The sequence below is a fragment of the Phormidesmis priestleyi ULC007 genome, assembly GCF_003003695.1.
Lineage (GTDB): Bacteria > Cyanobacteriota > Cyanobacteriia > Leptolyngbyales > Leptolyngbyaceae > Phormidesmis_A > Phormidesmis_A priestleyi_A.
Genome location: NZ_PVWG01000070.1, coordinates 1 through 17,233 on the forward strand (window position 1 = coordinate 1; position 17,233 = coordinate 17,233).

General features: G+C 49.1%; 17 protein-coding genes. 10 read left to right on the top strand and 7 right to left on the bottom strand.

Going from position 1 to position 17,233, the window contains the following annotated elements; translation table 11 throughout:
- Positions 1 to 72: 72 nt before the first annotated feature.
- The 5 genes from C7B65_RS25320 to C7B65_RS29760 form a co-directional block, all read right to left on the bottom strand.
- Positions 73 to 465: a MerR family DNA-binding protein gene (locus C7B65_RS25320; RefSeq protein ID WP_073075069.1), complete on the bottom strand. Its 393-nt coding sequence runs from the start codon at positions 463 to 465 to the stop codon at positions 73 to 75.
- A 119-nt stretch (positions 466 to 584) separates the two neighbouring features.
- Positions 585 to 1,523, bottom strand: coding sequence for a cupredoxin domain-containing protein (locus tag C7B65_RS25325; RefSeq protein ID WP_073075070.1), 939 nt, complete (start codon positions 1,521 to 1,523; stop codon positions 585 to 587).
- A 153-nt stretch (positions 1,524 to 1,676) separates the two neighbouring features.
- Positions 1,677 to 3,935 (bottom strand): heavy metal translocating P-type ATPase, encoded by a 2,259-nt coding sequence (locus C7B65_RS25330; RefSeq protein WP_073075071.1) that lies wholly within the window; start codon positions 3,933 to 3,935, stop codon positions 1,677 to 1,679.
- A 10-nt stretch (positions 3,936 to 3,945) separates the two neighbouring features.
- Complete coding sequence (locus C7B65_RS25335; protein ID WP_073075072.1) at positions 3,946 to 4,140, bottom strand: heavy-metal-associated domain-containing protein; 195 nt, start codon at positions 4,138 to 4,140, stop codon at positions 3,946 to 3,948.
- Positions 4,141 to 4,319: 179 nt separating this feature from the next.
- On the bottom strand, positions 4,320 to 4,673 hold the full coding sequence (locus C7B65_RS29760) for a four-helix bundle copper-binding protein (protein WP_073075073.1): 354 nt from the start codon (positions 4,671 to 4,673) through the stop codon (positions 4,320 to 4,322).
- Between the two features lie 308 nt (positions 4,674 to 4,981).
- On the opposite strand from C7B65_RS29760, the gene C7B65_RS25345 reads away from it, so the two are divergent.
- The 9 genes from C7B65_RS25345 (at position 4,982) to rppB (ending at position 15,126) form a co-directional block, all read left to right on the top strand.
- Complete coding sequence (locus C7B65_RS25345) at positions 4,982 to 5,683, top strand: DUF305 domain-containing protein (RefSeq protein ID WP_073075074.1); 702 nt, start codon at positions 4,982 to 4,984, stop codon at positions 5,681 to 5,683.
- Between the two features lie 97 nt (positions 5,684 to 5,780).
- Positions 5,781 to 6,605: a C39 family peptidase gene (locus C7B65_RS25350; protein WP_073075075.1), complete on the top strand. Its 825-nt coding sequence runs from the start codon at positions 5,781 to 5,783 to the stop codon at positions 6,603 to 6,605.
- Between the two features lie 267 nt (positions 6,606 to 6,872).
- Positions 6,873 to 8,468, top strand: a complete 1,596-nt coding sequence (locus C7B65_RS25355) for an efflux RND transporter periplasmic adaptor subunit (protein ID WP_223257509.1) — start codon at positions 6,873 to 6,875, stop codon at positions 8,466 to 8,468.
- 10 nt (positions 8,469 to 8,478) lie between these two features.
- On the top strand, positions 8,479 to 11,613 hold the full coding sequence (locus C7B65_RS25360; protein WP_073075077.1) for an efflux RND transporter permease subunit: 3,135 nt from the start codon (positions 8,479 to 8,481) through the stop codon (positions 11,611 to 11,613).
- Between the two features lie 43 nt (positions 11,614 to 11,656).
- Positions 11,657 to 12,157 (top strand): hypothetical protein, encoded by a 501-nt coding sequence (locus tag C7B65_RS25365; RefSeq protein WP_073075078.1) that lies wholly within the window; start codon positions 11,657 to 11,659, stop codon positions 12,155 to 12,157.
- Positions 12,158 to 12,265: 108 nt separating this feature from the next.
- The gene (locus tag C7B65_RS25370) at positions 12,266 to 12,493 is read left to right on the top strand and encodes a hypothetical protein (protein ID WP_073075079.1); all 228 of its coding nucleotides are present in this window, start codon (positions 12,266 to 12,268) and stop codon (positions 12,491 to 12,493) included.
- Positions 12,494 to 12,668: 175 nt separating this feature from the next.
- Positions 12,669 to 12,920 carry a hypothetical protein gene (locus C7B65_RS25375; protein ID WP_073075080.1) on the top strand — a complete coding sequence of 84 codons (252 nt, stop codon included), beginning with the start codon at positions 12,669 to 12,671 and terminating at the stop codon, positions 12,918 to 12,920.
- A gap of 150 nt (positions 12,921 to 13,070) precedes the next feature.
- Complete coding sequence (gene rppA / locus C7B65_RS25380) at positions 13,071 to 13,775, top strand: two-component system response regulator RppA (RefSeq protein ID WP_073075081.1); 705 nt, start codon at positions 13,071 to 13,073, stop codon at positions 13,773 to 13,775.
- Positions 13,762 to 15,126 (top strand): two-component system sensor histidine kinase RppB, encoded by a 1,365-nt coding sequence (rppB, locus tag C7B65_RS25385; RefSeq protein WP_073075082.1) that lies wholly within the window; start codon positions 13,762 to 13,764, stop codon positions 15,124 to 15,126. The genes rppA and rppB overlap by 14 nt, the downstream gene beginning before the upstream one ends.
- 177 nt (positions 15,127 to 15,303) lie before the next feature.
- On the opposite strand, the gene C7B65_RS29765 is transcribed toward rppB, so the two are convergent.
- Both C7B65_RS29765 and C7B65_RS25395 read right to left on the bottom strand, forming a co-directional pair.
- Entirely contained in the window at positions 15,304 to 15,867 is a 564-nt protein-coding gene (locus tag C7B65_RS29765; RefSeq protein WP_181314504.1) for a Tc toxin subunit A-related protein, read from the bottom strand.
- A gap of 479 nt (positions 15,868 to 16,346) precedes the next feature.
- Positions 16,347 to 16,730 (bottom strand): hypothetical protein, encoded by a 384-nt coding sequence (locus C7B65_RS25395; protein ID WP_073075083.1) that lies wholly within the window; start codon positions 16,728 to 16,730, stop codon positions 16,347 to 16,349.
- Between the two features lie 207 nt (positions 16,731 to 16,937).
- Here C7B65_RS25395 and C7B65_RS29415 point away from each other — a divergent pair, with 207 nt between their 5' ends.
- Positions 16,938 to 17,207 carry a ParA family protein gene (locus tag C7B65_RS29415; protein ID WP_219898739.1) on the top strand — a complete coding sequence of 90 codons (270 nt, stop codon included), beginning with the start codon at positions 16,938 to 16,940 and terminating at the stop codon, positions 17,205 to 17,207.
- The last annotated feature ends 26 nt before the right edge of the window (positions 17,208 to 17,233 follow it).

Below are 17,233 nucleotides of genomic sequence, written 5' to 3' on the forward strand. Positions count from 1 at the left end.
TCTTGCAGTCTTACACGTTTGATTTTCCCAAGTTGCGGCGCTATGGCTGATCTTACAACTCAAATAGGACTGCTATATGGTGTCTTCCGAATGTTCAGGGACGGTCTTCCAGCCTGATAAAAGTCCACTCAACTCTTGTTTAAGAATTTGAAGTTGTTGAATTTGCTGCTCAATTTGTGAAAGCTTTTCTCCTAGTTTCACTTTGATGTGGTCACAGGGCAGGTCACCTTGATCATGCACTTCCAGAAACTCTTTAATTTCGAGCAAGCTCAGTCCCAATCCTTGAGCGCGTTTGATGAAACGCAGGCGACCAAACACATCCGAGTTGAATTGCCGATAGTTGCCCTCGGTTCTGCCAAATGTCTTGAGCAGCCCCAATTCGTCATAATAGCGAATCGTTTTGATCGGCAGTCCACTGTTTTTCGCGACTGAACCAATTCGTTTTAACTCTTCTTGGACTAGCATAACCACCTCACCAATGCGATGTTTCCATTGTAAAGTGTCTAGCTGGCTGGAGAGTCAAGAGGTTAATAAAGGGGTGGAGACTGCCCCTTTAGAAGACTCAACCGTATTGTCTGGTTGACTCATATTGCAGCTTGAGCAGCAATCTTTCCGTTGTTGGAACCGTTAGAAGCTCGCACTTCAATCACACCATGATTCATCTTCATACCGCACGTAAACTCATACTCACCTGGCTGCTCAGGAGTGAATTCAACAGTTGTCGTTTTGTCAGGCGTGAGGTCAACAGCGATCGAAAACTCTGGAATCAGTAATTGGTCGTAGCAGCTGCTAGGGTTCTGGCGATCGAAATGCAAGCGAACGGGGTATCCTGCCTCGACAATGACCCGTTTAGGTTGATAGCCCTTAGCGATGGTAACTGTTGCCTCCTGGATTCTTGCTGGTGTCGTCACTGCTTCAACGCCAGAAGCTGGAGCCACCCAATAATCGGCGTGATTAGTAGGATGGGCTAGTTGAGAAGCTGATGAGATCGCGGTCGCCGCTTGCACTTCCACCACACCCCGGAACATATTCATGCCGCAGGCGAACTCATACCGACCAGGTTTCTCAGGCGTGAACTCGATCGCGGTTATTTGATTGAGTGGTAGTGCTTGAGCGATACGAAAGTCGGGGAACCGTACTTCTTCAAGGCAACTGCTGGGGTCTTGGCGATCGAAGTTGAGCCGTACAGGTTGCCCCGCTTGCACCACGATTTGGCTGGGTTCATAGCCACCATCGACGGTAACTGTAATTTCTTGAATACCTCCTTGCGTTGCTGCTTTGCGTGACTTCGGCTTACTGAGCAAAAACCACCATAGCTCCAGTCCAATTAATCCCAAGCCTCCTGCGGTCACTGCCCCTTTTACCCATAAGGGTTGATCAATTCGACGAAACTGCCCTGTTTGCTCCTCTGTAGAAGGCTGCATATTCTCATGAGTCATCTGAGCAACGGCTTTACCAGAAGGCACTCTTAGCAAAACTCCTAGCGTTACGATGCTGCTAATGATTACTGTCTTGTTTACCATTTGAATTCCTCCTATATTAATGGCTCTGCGAATGCAACTTAGTCGCAAGCTACACCAACGTTCCTGAAATTGCACCTAATAGAAATCCAAATCCTGCTAACGTTCCAAAAAATGTCACTTGCTTGAGCATTGTGATGCCTCTCACTTGGGCTACTAGCTGAATGTTTTAGGTTGGAAGTTACGCAGGCGCAGTGCGTTCGTCACTACTGAAACAGAACTAAACGCCATTGCTGCACCCGCAACGATAGGGCTGAGCAACCAGCCGAAGATAGGGTAGAGAACACCTGCGGCAATTGGAATGCCTGCCACGTTATAAATGAAAGCAAAGAACAAGTTTTGCTGGATGTTGCGAATAGTAGAACGGCTCAATTGGATTGCAGTCACGATGCCCTGCAAGTCACCGGAGATCAGCGTGATATCACTCGCGGCGATCGCGACATCGGTTCCCGTTCCGATTGCAATTCCCACATCAGCTTGAGCTAAAGCGGGCGCATCATTAATGCCGTCACCTACCATTGCCACCACTTTGCCTTCTGACTGAAGGGTTTCAATCGTTGCCACTTTCTGGTCAGGGCGAACTTCAGCAAAGATTCGCTGAATTCCAACCTCACGGGCAATCACGTTAGCGGTACGTTGATTGTCGCCAGTGAGCATCACCACTTCTAGTCCCATCTTTTGCAAGGCACGAATCGCATTGACGGAAGAGGGTTTTACGGCATCGGCAATGCCCATGATTGCTTCCGCTTTGTTATCCACAGCAAGCCAGATCACCGTCTTGCCCAAGGATTCCAGTTTGTCCCACTGCTGCTGTAAGGCGTTGGTATCAATGCCCAATTCGTTCATCCAACGGTGCGTCCCAATCTGCACCCATCGATCGGATACATAGCCCTGCACACCACTCCCAGCGATCGCCTCAAACTCTCGTGCGTCTATCAACTCCACACCCTGAGACTGAGCGTACTGCACGACAGCTTCAGCTAAAGGATGCTCAGAATTGCGTTCAACCGATGCAGCTAGATGCAGCAGTCTAAGTTCATTACCGTGGGCTGTCCCGTTAACCGTGACGTATTCAGTGACGGTCGGTTTGCCTTGCGTAATCGTGCCTGTTTTGTCGAGGACGATCGTTTGCAGTTTGTGCGCCAGTTCCAAACTGTCAGCCCCTTTAATCAGAATGCCGTTCTCTGCACCTTTACCCGTTCCCACCATGATCGAAGTCGGGGTAGCTAGACCCAGCGCACACGGGCAAGCAATAATCAGCACCCCAACGGTGGTAATCAACGCCATCGTCACGTTGCCCATGACGTTGAACCAGATAATAAAGGTGAGAAGGGCGATCGCAATCACCGCAGGCACAAACCATCCGGTCACCTGATCTGCTAATCGCTGGATCGGTGCTTTCGACCCCTGTGCTTGCTGCACCAGCTTCACAATTTGAGCTAAGAAGGTATCCTTTCCGACTCGCGTTGCCCGAAACTTAAAGCTACCCGTTTTGTTAATCGTGGCTCCGATCACTTCATCACCCGGCTGCTTTTTCGTAGGTACACTTTCGCCCGTTACCATCGCCTCATCGATCGTGGAAGAACCCTCAACAATCTCGCCGTCTACCGGAATTTTTTCGCCCGGACGCACCAGAATCACGTCTCCCAAAACTACCTCAGCAATCGGAACATCAACCTCTCGACCCTTGCGGATCACTCGCGCTGTCTTTGCCTGCAACCCCATCAGCTTGCGGATTGCTTCCGAAGTTTGTCCCTTTGCCCGGTTCTCCAGCAGTCTTCCTAACAAGAGCAAGGCAATGATGACTGAAGCAGCTTCAAAGTACACGTCTGGGTTCAGCCCTTGAGCGATGAACCATTGTGGAAGGAAAGTAGGAAATAGGGAGTAGAGATAGGCTGTCCCGGTTCCAACTGCTACCAATGTATCCATCGTCGCCGTGTGACGCTTTAAGGCTTTCCAGGCATTCACGAAGAAAGATCTACCCGCCCAAAACAGCACTGGAGCCGTCAGCACAAGCTGAAGCCAGGGATGGTGCAGCCACATGGGAAAGAAGGGAATCGGTAAGCCTGTCATCGCAGGTAGCGACCCAAGTACCAAAATTGCACTGATAGTACCGCTGACCCAAACTCTACGAGTCAACTCACGACGTTCCACTTGTCGTTCTTGTCGCTCTGCATCGTCTTCGGGAGCCAGTACATTGTCTTGCATCGGTAGAGCTGAGTATCCAGCAGCATCCACCGCTTCCTGCATTTCAGCTACATCAGTTTTGCCAGAATCATAGGTGACAGCAGCTTGTTCAGCCCCAAAGTTGACGCTACACGCTTGCACTCCAGGCACAGAGAGAATCGCATTTTCAATGTTGTTGGCGCAGGAGGCACAACTCATGCCTCGCAATTTGAGTGTCGTATTTTCCATTGATCTACTCCTATGCAACTGTATAACCCGCATCGGTGATCGCCTGCCTAATGACAGATTCGGAGGCTTGTGTTTCAACATTGACAAGCTTGGTTTTGGGATCAGCGTGAACCGTAGCAGTAGCATCGATCGCCTTTACTGCTTGAGTAATGGTTTCGCTACAGGCAGAACAAGCCATGTTGGGAACGGTTAATTCAAGTGTCATGATTCAAACCCTCTTAATTTTCAACTGATCCCATCTTGAAGTGTCTAGCACGCTGGAGAGTCAAGGGGTAACGACAAAAGTTTTACGAGCGCTTGCAGGACTGCATCACGTAAAATTCTGCAACCGCTGTCTACAAGCAGAATGGTTGCAGAATTTTGCCACCGTCAGTGAATGAGTCCTTACGCCATTGCTGCTGCCATCTGGCGGCAGGATTCAGCACAGCGACGGCAAGACTCGGCGCATCGCTTACAGTGGTCATGGTCATGCTTCTCGCACTCAGCGGCACAACGATCGCAGGCTTCGGCACACACACCGCACAGTTGAGCGTGAAGGTCAGAATTGCGAGCCATGAACCGGGCGCAGATGTTGCACGTATCCGCACAATCGCGGCACAGCTTAATGCACTGAGCCATCATTTGCACCATGTCACTGTCTAGACAAGCTGTCGCACAGTTCTCGCAGTCTCGTAGACAGTCAAAACAACCCTCAATGCAAGTTTCAAGTGGGGATTGGTGAGATTGAGTTGCAGCCATAATTTGCCTCCTGATGAATTAACAACACGTGAGAGCTGATTGGCTCCCACGCTTCACACTAAGGAGGCACTGAAGTAATTACGTCTCTCCTCCGAAAGGGAGATAGATTCACACCTTTGAGCGACAGCCATTTCATCCTAATTTCATAACTACGTGCAACCTTGGGGAAGGTGCCAATTTGATGTTGACTCATGCCTTCAGATGGTTTCTAGAATTAGAAAGTTTGACTAGTTGACTCTCCAGCCAACTGGAGTATTCAGAATAACAACATCACTCTTTTAACCCTTTATCTAAGTCACAACGAACGTATGTCACACAATTTCTTCGCAAGAACAGGTTTTCTAGCTCTGACGCTAGGAGCGATCGCCACCAGCAGCTTCTTGAATGCCTGCTCCACCTCCGTTCAAAACCAAGCACAAGCCCCTAGTCCTGCTGCGACTGATGCTGGCTCTATGCAAAGCATGGATCACAGTAATATGAACGGCATGAACCACGGCAGCATGTCGATGGATCTCGGCCCAGCCGATGCCGAAATTGACCTGCGATTTGTCGATGCGATGACTCCTCACCATCAGGGAGCCGTCGAAATGGCGAAAGAAGCGCAGCAGAAGTCCAAGCGTCCTGAAATCCAAAAGCTGGCGGCTGGTATCCTCAAAGCACAAGACAAAGAAATCAACCAGATGAAGCAATGGCGGCAAGCTTGGTATCCCAAAGCTAGTGCAGAGCCAGTCGCTTACAACTCAAAAATGGGTCATTCCATGCCGATGTCTCAAGACCAAATGAAAGGCATGATGATGAACATGGATTTGGGTGCGGCAGATGCTCAGTTTGATCTGCGGTTCCTCAACGCCATGATTCCACATCATGAAGGCGCAGTGGTGATGGCGCAGGATGCTTCAAGCAAATCAAAGCGTCCTGAGATCAAGAAGCTGGCTCAAGAAATTATTGCCTCTCAGAAAACTGAAATCAAGCAGATGCAGCAGTGGAAACAAGCTTGGTATGGAAAATAAGTTGAGTCTTGGATGGATGGGACTGCGATTTGTTTAAAAAGCGGCGATCGCAGCCCTACCCACAAAATTCAGTTTCTAGAAAATCAATGTGCGGTCTATGAAACTCAAAGTTGTTCAAAATACCACGTTTAAGCAGTCCACTGAAGATTCTTCCAAGTTGCGAGAACAGGATAAAGTTTCTGTTTCAGCTGGGACAGAATTTAAGATTCACTCCTGGAAGCTATTAGAGCGTAGCCATTTGAAGGTGGCATTACTGGGTGCAACGTTAGGGAATCCTGAACGTAATACCTGGTACGTCTACAGTTCTCACATTAAGGTAATCAATGACAAGAACAACGTGGTGGCACTGACTCCAACCCCGATTACCAATGGGCTGCCCTTGTCAAAGGTACTGAATATTCCCCATAAGAGCCAGCTCGATAACGCTCTAAATCCTACGGGTGCTTGTAATGTGACTTCTTTTGCAATGGTAATGGCGTATTTCCAGATCAAGGGGAGAACAGGCGTTGGACAACTTGAAGATGAACTGTACCGCTACATGGAAAATAGTGGACTCAGCCGATGGGAGCCGGATGATTTGGCTAGGGCGGCGACCGCTTATGGCATCCGTGATGAATTTACGATGCGGGGTAAATTATCTGATTTACGGCGGGCGATCGCGTCAGGTTATCCCTGCATTATTCATGGATATTTTACTAGCTTTGGTCATATTCTAGTCGTGCGTGGCTACGACCCAAATGGCTTTTTCGTCAACGATCTCTATGGGGAATGGTCGTCTAGTGGGTATGACAAGGATGCCTCTGGTGAAAATTTATACTACTCGAATGGATTAATTCAGAGTAAGTGTTCGCCAGAGGGAGAAGACTATGTTTGGATTCATCGCGTCTCCAGACAATCAACGTTCTTCGGTCAGTCAAGGTAAACGGAAAAATCAACTCTCATTATTGAACTAATCTGGCATAGATTTTATACTGATTTCACTTTTAGAGCGAATACTCATTAATTATGCCTGTTCTAATCCGTGGTCTGTTTTCTAACCATCACTGAATCTGAAACCACCTTTAAATATCCAACCTTCTCCTAATACCCACCCCTCGCAACGAATAAACCTTCAATGACTCATCATTGCTCTCACAGATCAGGAACAGCCCGTCGTTTTTCTGGAACTCTTCTCAGTCTGTTTGTTCTAATGACTCCAGTTGAAGTGCTAGCTCATGCCGGGCACGGCGACGAGTTCAAAGGCGGAAGTCAATCGGCTCAATCGGCGGATGCGATTCAGGTTGATGCAGAAACGACAAAGCGACTGGGTTTGAAGATCGAACCCGTAGCGCGGCAACCATTAGCCTTTGGTATTAAAACTACTGGACAAATTGAATCACTGCCCAACCAACAGGTGGAAGTGACGACTCCAGTCAGAGGAACGGTAACGCGGCTACTTGTGCAACCAGGAGATCAGGTGAGCGAAGGTCAGGCAGTTGCTATCATGACTAGCCCAGAATTGGCAGAACTGCGAACTACTGCGTTAGACCGTCGATCGGAAGCGATCGGTTCTACTCAACAAGCACAGGCAGACTTGCGACTGGCACAGCAAAACTTTGCTCAACAACAGAAAATTGCTGCGACAGACGTGGCTCAAGCTCGGACGCAACTCAGCTTTGCTCAAGAGCGATTCGACAAAGACCGGGAACTGGCTGCTAGTGGCGCACTTCCTCGCCGGACATTCTTGGAGTCAGAAACTAAACTGGCGGAAGCAAAAGCGGCTCTCACCAAAGCCGCAAGTCGGTTAGAGGTTTCGGAAGCGACGGCACAACTGCAACGGGCTGAATCTGCTGTGCAAGTGTCTCAATCGCGAGTGCAGCTAAGTGGGGAAACCTATCAAACTCGCCTGCGACAACTCGGCGCAAGTGCAAATCAGGATGGCACGATCACGATCGCGGCTCCGATTTCAGGCACCGTTGCCGATCTCGAAACCACCACGGGCGAATCGGGCGAGGATGCAGGAAAAAAGGTGATGACAATCATCAACGGCAGCAGTGTTCAAGTAAGTGCCAACATTTATGAGAAAGACCTCGATCGTATTCAGATCGGGCAACGAGTCCAGATGAAAGTTGCTAGCTTGCCTGATCGGACTTTTACAGGAAAAATTAGCGTCGTTGGTTCTGTCGTCCAAGGCGAAACCCGCACAGTCTCTGTGAAAGCGCAGCTCGATAATCCAAATGGGGTTCTGAAACCAGGGATGTTTGCGGAGTTGGAGGTGCTGACCGATCGTACTCCTGCCGCATTGTTAGCAATTTCTAAGTCTGCACTGGTAACAACAAATGATAAGAAGACGATCGTCTTTGTCCAAAATGGCACTGCATTTCAACCTACAGAAGTCACGTTAGGCAGAGAATCAGGCGAGTTTATCGAGGTCAAAAACGGGTTGTTTGATGGCGATCGGATTGTGACTCAACGCGCTAACCAGTTATATGCTCAATCGCTGCGCGGCGGTAGTAAACCAACTGTTGATCACGGAGAAACGAACTCTGCACCAGTCGCTAACTCACAGCCTGCAATTCCTTGGTGGGTTGGGATTCCTGTGGGAGGAGCGATTATGGCAGGTGCATTTGGGGCTGGAATGGTGTGGGCAAATCGTCGCAACCGCAAGGCGTTCGTTCCATTGTCCAATGGTCATACGAGTCATGAATCCCTCAATGACCTAAGCTTAACTGACTACGATGCTCGCATCCTGCCAACGCCGCCTTCACCAAAGGCAGCACCAGATCATCCTCATCAACCGCGCTAGGTAAATCGTCATGCTGAGTTCCATCATTCAGTGGGCGATCGCTCGCCGCTGGTTAGTAATTTTGGGCGCGATCGTCATCACCATCTGGATTTTTCGCACCATCATTCAAATGCCTCTGGATGTATTTCCTACCTTTGCACCCCCACAGGTTGAAATTCAAACCGAAGCGCCGGGATTAGCGCCCGAAGAAGTGGAATCGCTAGTGACGTTGCCGATCGAAAGCGCGATCAACGGCACGCCAGGAGTTTCGGCAGTTCGCTCTTCTAGTGCAGCCAGTATTTCGGTTGTGCGAGTCGTTTTCATTTGGGGCACCGATATTTATCAAGCCAGACAGCTTGTGACAGAGCGGTTGCAGTCCGCTCAAAGTAAACTGCCAGAAGGGATTGAGACTCCGCAGATAGCTCCCATCAGTTCACCCATTGGCACGATCATCACTTACGCCTTTACATCCAAAACAAGTGACTTAATGGAGGTGCGGCGCACTGTCGATTGGCAAGTCACAAATCGCCTGCTGGCAGTGCCAGGAGTCACGCAAGTCATTGTATTTGGTGGCGATGTGCGACAGTATCAAGTTCTGGTGGCTCCAGAAAAACTACAAGCGTTCAACGTATCTCTCCAAAATGTATCAGACGCAGTGGCAGCGGCAAACGTGAATGCACCAGGTGGTTATTTGATTACGCCCGATCGCGAAAAATTGATTCGAGGCATCGGGCGAATCGAAGACATTGAAGCTTTAAAGCAATCTGTGATTATTGCCCACAATGGCACGCCTGTCAGAATTACAGATGTAGCCGATGTGAAAATCGGGGCAGCCGTGAAGCGTGGGGATGCCAGCGTCAATACTCAGAAAGCAGTCGTCGCGATCGTCAACAAACAGCCGCAAGCCGATACATCCACCGTTACCCGCGCTGTTGAAACCGCGATGACCGAGGTGAAAGCAGGATTACCAGAAGGCATCCAGGTTACCACGACGTTTCGACAAGAAACTTACATTGATGCGTCGATCGACAATGTGCGAGAGGCATTAATCGAAGGCAGCATTATCGTTGCCCTAATCCTGATTCCGTTCTTGATGAACTGGCGCAACTTAGCGGTGTGTTTGGCGGCTTTGCCTTTGTCCTTATTGATCGGGGTGCTGGCGCTCAACTGGCTCGGACAAGGGTTGAACACGATGACCCTGGGCGGTTTGGCAGTGGCGATCGGATCTGCGGTCGATGATGCGATCGTCGATGCCGAAAACGTCTACCGTTGTCTACGAGAAAACAAATACTCTCCCAATCCCCGCCCTGTTTTGGAGGTGGTGTTTGAGGGCTGTCAGGAAGTTCGAGATTCCGTGTTTGGAGCCACCATTATTACAGTTGTCGTCTTCTCGCCCATCTTTGCACTCACGGGGGTAGAAGGCAGCATTTTTATCCCAATGGGGGTGGGCTACTTGGCAGCAGTATTGGCTTCTAGCGTCGTCGCTCTGACCGTCACGCCTGCCCTGTGCGCGATTTTGTTGCCCTATGGTCGCTTGCCTGAACGCGAACCCTGGGTTGCTCAATTTCTCAAAAGAATTTACCTGGTGTTACTCACGTTTTCGATGCGGCGATCGACCGTTATCTTCGGCATCGCAGGGGCAAGTTTAGTGGCGGCGGCGATCGTAGTGCCGTCGTTCGGACGCATCTTTCTACCAGAATTTCAGGAACAATCGCTGGTCAATACGTTACTGCTTTATCCTGGCTCATCGTTAGAGGCGACGAACAGCGCTGCCTCTGTGCTGGAACATAAGCTGAAAGATAATCCCAACTTTCAGAGCATTCAAGTGCGTTCTGGGCGGGCAGCGGGCGATGCTGATGCCGCAGGCGTGAATCTGGCTCACCTAGACGTGGAGTTGAGCGAGATGGGCATGAAAGACCGTAAAGCTAGTGTGGAGCTGTTGCGGCAAGAATTTGCCAAAGTGCCGGGGGCAGCACCCAACGTGGGCGGCTTTATTTCCCACCGGATGGATGAAGTGCTGTCAGGTGTCAGAAGCGCGATCGCCGTTAAAATCTTCGGTACTGAATTGGAGCAACTCCGCACCCTGGGACAGCAAGTGAATGATGTCATGCAGTCAGTTGAAGGCGTTGTTGATCTCCAGCTTGAACCGCAAATTCCGGTCGAGCAAATTCAGATTCAGTTTGATCGCGTTGCCGCTGCCCGGTACGGTTTAACGATTGGGCAACTTTCAGAAACGATCGAGACGGCATTAAATGGACGAGTGGTGTCGCAAGTATTGGAGCAACAGCAAACCTTCGATCTGATGGTGTGGTTAAAACCAGAAGCCCGCCAAAGCGTATCCACCATTGGCAACTTAATGGTAGATACGCCCAGTGGCAATAAAATTCCGCTGGCGCAGGTAGCAAAAGTTCAGGACGGCACGGGTCCAAACACGATCAATCGTGAAAATGTCTCTCGCTTGATTGTGGTGGCTGCCAACGCCCAGGGGAGAGATTTGCGCTCGGTCGTGAACGACATTCAGACCAAGGTGAAACAACAGGTGCGGATTCCCGCTGGTTACTATATCCAATACGCGGGACAATTTGAAGCCGAAGAACGAGCATCCCAAAACATTTTGCTGTTCAGCGCGATCGCCTTCGTCGTCATCACCATCATCATGTATCTCTCGGTTAAATCAGTTGCTTCCACCGCTATGATTATGATCAACCTGCCGCTAGCGTTGGTTGGTGGCGTGATTGCGGTAGCACTGACAGGAGGTATCTTGTCGATCGCCTCACTCGTCGGATTTGTCACGCTGTTTGGGGTCGCCACTCGGAATGGTTTGCTGCTGGTAGACAACTACAACACCAAGTTTGCTGCTGGAATGCCGTTGAAAGATCTTCTAATTCAGGGGTCGATGGAACGGCTCAACGCGATCCTGATGACTGCCTTTACATCAGCGTTAGGATTAGCACCCTTGGTCATTGCAGGCGGTCCTGGAAAAGAGTTGCTGCAACCTTTATCGATCGTTGTGCTGGGTGGGCTTTTCACCTCCACTGCCCTGACGCTGCTGATCTTACCTGCGCTCTACGCCAAGTTCGGCAAATACCTATTTCCCAAACGTTCAACTGTGGAGAACGGTAAAGTTTCTCAGCTAGAGATGGAGCGAATTGAAGGAAAAGCATAACGGTTTGAGTCAACAGTTTTGTTTATTAACTAGGAGAAGAATTATGCAATTGAAACTGAGTGTAATGACCATTTCGACGATCGGACTATTATTCTTGAGTGCTTGCAGTGGCAATCAAGCAACCAACCCAGCCAGTAGCCCTGCTGCTTCTGCTCCTGCGGAAACTCAACCTTCTACCAGTGGTTCTCCTGCCGTCAGTGCCGCTAAATCTGCATCTGGTAAAAATCACGGCGGGCAGGGCGGACAAGTAGTTGAGTCTGGTGCCTATCATCTAGAGCTAGTGACCGGAAAGGAGACCAGTGGAACTCATCTAGATTTGTTCTTGCAGAAAGGGGATAACCATGAAGCCATTCCCAATGCAAAGGTAACGGCTCAAGTTCAGCTACCCGATGGCAGCCAGAAATCGCTGGACATGAAATACGACGCTGGCGAAAAACACTACACGGCAATGCTCCCCGGTGCCGCAGCAGGAGATTACAAAGTTGCCGTTCTGTCAGACATCAATGGAGAGAAAGTGAATGGGCGATTCAGCTTTAAGCAATAATACTGAGTTTCATTTCATTCTGATTTCATTCCTCAGCTTTAGGCTAGAGATAGGGCCGCTCTGAAAGAGCATTTGACGGTCTGTTTAACGATTCCCTTAGGAGTAAACATGAACAAATTATACGGAATTAAGGTTGCGGCGGCTGGCGCGATCGCCCTGCTCTTTATTTCAGCGATCGCCGCAGGCAATGCTTTTGCTCAAGACAATCAAAAGCCTGCTGCTCAAACCGAGCAAATGAGCGGCTGTGAGTGCTGCAAAAAAATGATGGAGAAAAAGACGAACGACAGCCAGAACAAAATGCCCGGAATGAACCATTCAGCGCCATCAGGTAAATAGTTTCAATCAGTGTTTTCAACTAACTGAAACTATTTCTTGAGCTATGGAGGTTTTTGTATGAGTACCTCCATAGCAGTTCTTCATTCAGAAATAAAGGCTCAAGGTTTTTGCGTAACTCTCTTCAAAACCTATTAAAGTTTCATCCTGTTTTTATTTTCGCTTGTCACTTCAAAACATGAAAACACTCGTTTGCACAACGGTGTCTCTGCTATTGCTAGCATCTATTCCGGCTACTGCGGCGACTCGATTCAGATGCACTGGAGATGCAGCTCGTTCAACGCCGCCAGTTGTTAACTATCCCACGCACATTCGGAATGTCGTTTGGCGAAATATGCGGGCGGTGTGCCAGCAGCAACCTAAACAGAGCAAGCCGTCAGCAACTCCCAATAACTCTCAATCTCAAGAGACACCCCAGAAATCGCAGTAGGTGACATCGCTTACCTATACCGCTTTGCGCCGCCTACTCCACACTGACTTGCTGAAAGTTTCATCTTGATCTCATTGATGTGTGGAACCCCAAGGAGAAGCTTTTCTAGGGCTGGGTTATCTATAACAAGCTGTTAAGGTCAGCGATCGTATGCGAGTGTTACTGGTAGAAGATGAACCCGATTTAGGAGCCGCGATTCATCGGGTTCTAAGTCGGGAAAAGTATGTGGTGGACTGGGTGCAAGATGGCAGCGAAGCTTGGGCATACCTCGAAAACCCTAATGTTCATTACACCTTAGCCATCCTGGACTGGATGCTGCCCGGCGTGTCTGGCGTAGAGTTGTGCAGACAGATCCGCACCCAAAACAATCCACTTCCTATTTTGCTGCTGACTGCGAGAGATCGCATGGAAGATAAAGTAGCCGGACTGGATGCCGGAGCCGATGATTATTTAGTCAAGCCCTTTGGCATGGCAGAACTTTTGGCAAGAATGCGAGCGCTGCAACGGCGATCGCCCGAACTCCATCCCCAACAGCTTCAAGTCGGCAATCTAACTCTTGACTACAGTATGTATGCGGTTTGCCTGCAAGACTCCAATGGTCGGCGATCATCTATTCCTCTGACCGCAAAAGAATTTCAGACGCTGGAATATTTCATGAAGCATCCCAGCCAAGTGGTGACGAGTCAGCAAATCATGAACCAGCTTTGGGAAGTCGGCGCAGAACCAACCAGCAACGCTGTAGCCGCCCAAATTCGACTGCTACGCCGTAAGCTTTCAGAAGCTGGGTGTGACGGGCCGATTGAAACGATTCATGGAATCGGCTACCGATTCAACGTTCCTCATGCATCAAAATAAGCTGTTCAATCGCACCCGCCTCCAACTTGCAGGCTGTTATGCCGGGGTGATGGGGCTGATCTTAAGTCTGAGCGGACTGACCACGCATCAGATGTTAGCAGTTGCTCATTGGCGCGCCGTTGAGCAGGAGCTAGAATCTATTTCAGGAACACTGCATGACACCTTAGAACCGAAACTTAAGCAACCTGACCAGGTTGAGCCTGCGATCAAGCAAGCCCTGCCAGGATTATGTCTTGCGAGAACTGATTGCTCAAATGACGCTCAACATCGACATACTCTCGGCATTGTTCAAGAAGGCAACTATTACGTGCGCTTCTTCACCCAATCTGGGCAACTGCTGGCGAGTTTGGGAAGTCAGCTAGACGGGTTACCACCTCCAGAGACTCAAGAGGGTTGGAGTACGCTGCAACACCGGAATGGTACGCGCTATCACCAAACCACTCTATTGCTGAAGACCGCTACTGGCTCTGCTTGGGGCTATATGCAGATTGGGCGATCGCTGAAAGAATATGACGACCATCTCACCACACTGCGGCTATTGCTTGCCGTTGGGCTACCCCTTTCCATGCTGTTAGTCGCGAGTGCAGGGTGGTGGTTGGCTGGACTGGCAATCCGACCCGTTTATCAGTCCTATCAACAGATGCAACAGTTCACCGCTGATGCTGCTCACGAACTCCGCACTCCCATTGCTACCATTCGCGCTACCGTCGAATCTGTCCAGGATGTAGATGATCTCTCAAACGAGGAGATGCAGGAAACATTAGGGGTGGTCAATCGCCAAAACAATCGACTGGCACATCTGGTACAGGATCTTCTGTTGCTCTCTCGAATGAATCAAAAGGTTTTGGCAGAAAACCGTCAGGTCTGCTGCCTCAACGACATCATTCACGATTTAGTGGAAAGCCTGTTGGTATTAGAAATTGCCGCTCCCATCCAGCTATCGACCCAGTTTCGCGTCAGGGAGCCATTGTGGGTTATGGGGAATGAAGATCAACTCAGCCGATTATTCTCTAACCTGATCGTCAATGCCCTGCAATACACTCTCCCTGGTGGAGATATAACGGTGATTCTAGAGCGAGATGAATCTCAGGCAATAATTCATGTTCAAGACACAGGCATTGGCATCGCTTTAAACGATCAGTCACGTATTTTCGATCGCTTCTACCGGGTGAGTAGCGATCGTTCTCGCCAAACCGGAGGAGCTGGGTTAGGTCTGGCGATCGCGAGGGCGGTTTCTGAAACGCATCTTGGCAGCATTCAAGTCGAGAGTGAGTTGGGTAGGGGCAGCACATTTACTGTACGCCTGCCTGTAGTTGGGTTCCTTGACGCAAAGGTACGTCAAGCGACATGACCCTGCCAGGAAAAGCGCTAAGACCCGCCGTTTACACGGGTTTCCTTTCCCCTTTTTGAGCTTGCGCTTTCAGGATGTTTTTTGGGGTGGGATGCCGACCGAATCCCGGAGCTTTTCATTGGAGAAGGCTCAAGGACACGGTGAACTACCCGTTTGTTGGGGATGTCATCGATCATCTCAGAGTCGGGAGGACAGCTTTCTATCGCTATTTCTCGCCGGATCGTATCCGGGAACTTCGAAATCAGGACTGAATGTCGGACCTAGGCCATGTCGCTTGACGTACCTTTGCGTCAAGGAACCCAACAATGGAGGGGTCATAACAACACTGTAGTCTCCTGCATCTGTACATCGTGCTAGTAGCCATACTGTACTGACCTTTAAGGTCTTTTCCGCATCCCGGACGGGAAAGAGGTTTGGTATCATCTCCAACTCAAAGACATTTCCGTCTGCTGGGTCGGTTGGATTCAGGAAACGTTGCCATTGGGTTGGAAACTCCTGTCGCAAGTTGAACATGCGTAGCGAGGGTGTCGCTCCATCTTGACTGAAATAGTCTCGAAGATGGGCAACTGCACCGTTCTTAAACGCTCCTGCGTCTTCTCTGGCTGTGTATTTAACATGCACAATGGCATCTGTGATGGTGTTGTAATCAAACTGGCGTAGGGATTTGCCGAAGTCAGGACTGTTGTCATTGAAAAGCTTCAGCAACCATTGGCTAATGGCTCCGGCACCTTCAAAGGGCAAGTAGCTGTAGCGACCTGCAATACTAATCGCTCAAACCTGCAATCGTCGCCTTTTCAAACCAGGATTAGCTGCAACTATAAAAAACGCTCAAACCAGCATTAGTTGCAACTGAGCCGAGATTAAGGTGCAACCAACCTGCAATCATCCATGCCAGCCAGGATTAATTGCAAAGAGGCTGCATCCATTGCTGGATAGGAGGGAGAGGAAAAGCAGTTCAGGAAGAGTCAAGAAACTCGTAGCGCATCTGGGTTTGTTGACTTTGAAAAATAGACGACTTTCTTGACACCAAAACAGAGGAGTTTTGGTCTTCCAGAAAGGTTTTCAGAAGCGGCAAGAAAACGTTCGTTTCTTTTACAGTTGAAACTGGCACAATCGTTCTGTAAAAGTCGATTAGGACAACTCCAAAACTTCTGCGAGACTAATTCAGTAAATAGTAAAATCAGTAAAACTATATCAATAGTTAAAACTATATAAACTGTTTATAGTTTTTCAGTTGGTCTTCCTGTTTTGACTTTTTCCAGGTTATTCCCTAGATCGATTAGATCTTCTTCTGACATTTCCATAAGAGCATAAAGACCAGCTCGGATGACTTCGCTCTTATTTATGTTGACAGCTGAGTTGAGGCAGCGTTGCCGGACAGCAGTAATTAACTCATAGTCTCTGGACGGCAAGGTGAAGCTGTCCCGGATTACTCGTTCCTTTTTAGACTGTTCTTTCACTACGGGAACTGTGTCCACGAGTTGTTCACCAACTGGTGGTTTCTCTCCCAGTAAACTTTCTGCTTTCTCGAAGCGATTTCTGACCGCTTCATCTTCTGCTTCAAGAGAGGCGTTAAGCGCTGATCTCATACTCTTTCTAGTCATACAATGATTTCCTCTGGCAACACGGCTAGTGTCTGACAAATGACAATATAATATAAACCGTATAAATGGTAAAAATAATATGAATATTTTATACGATTTTTACAGTTTTGCTTCTGACATCGGTCATGCAAGAATGTAAGGAGTTAATAAATAGTATAAAAGCTTTTAACCGTAAAAACTGTATAAATTGTTTGTAGGTTTTATATCATGCCAGCCAAGATCATTGCTGTAGCAAATCAGAAAGGCGGTTCAGGAAAAACTACGGTCAGTATGCAACTGGCTGGCGCGATCGCCCGACGAGGAAACAAAGTGCTTGTAGTAGATGCCGATCCACAGGGTACAGCAACTCGGTGGGCAGCTTCCGCAGAGGATGAGCATCCATTCCCAGCATCTGTTGTGGGCTTAAGTGCTGCTAATGAGAAAGTGGGTAATGTTCTAGACGTGTTGTTCGTGTCTAAATGGGGAATCCGAATATGACGCGATTAATGAACCGTCCAATCACC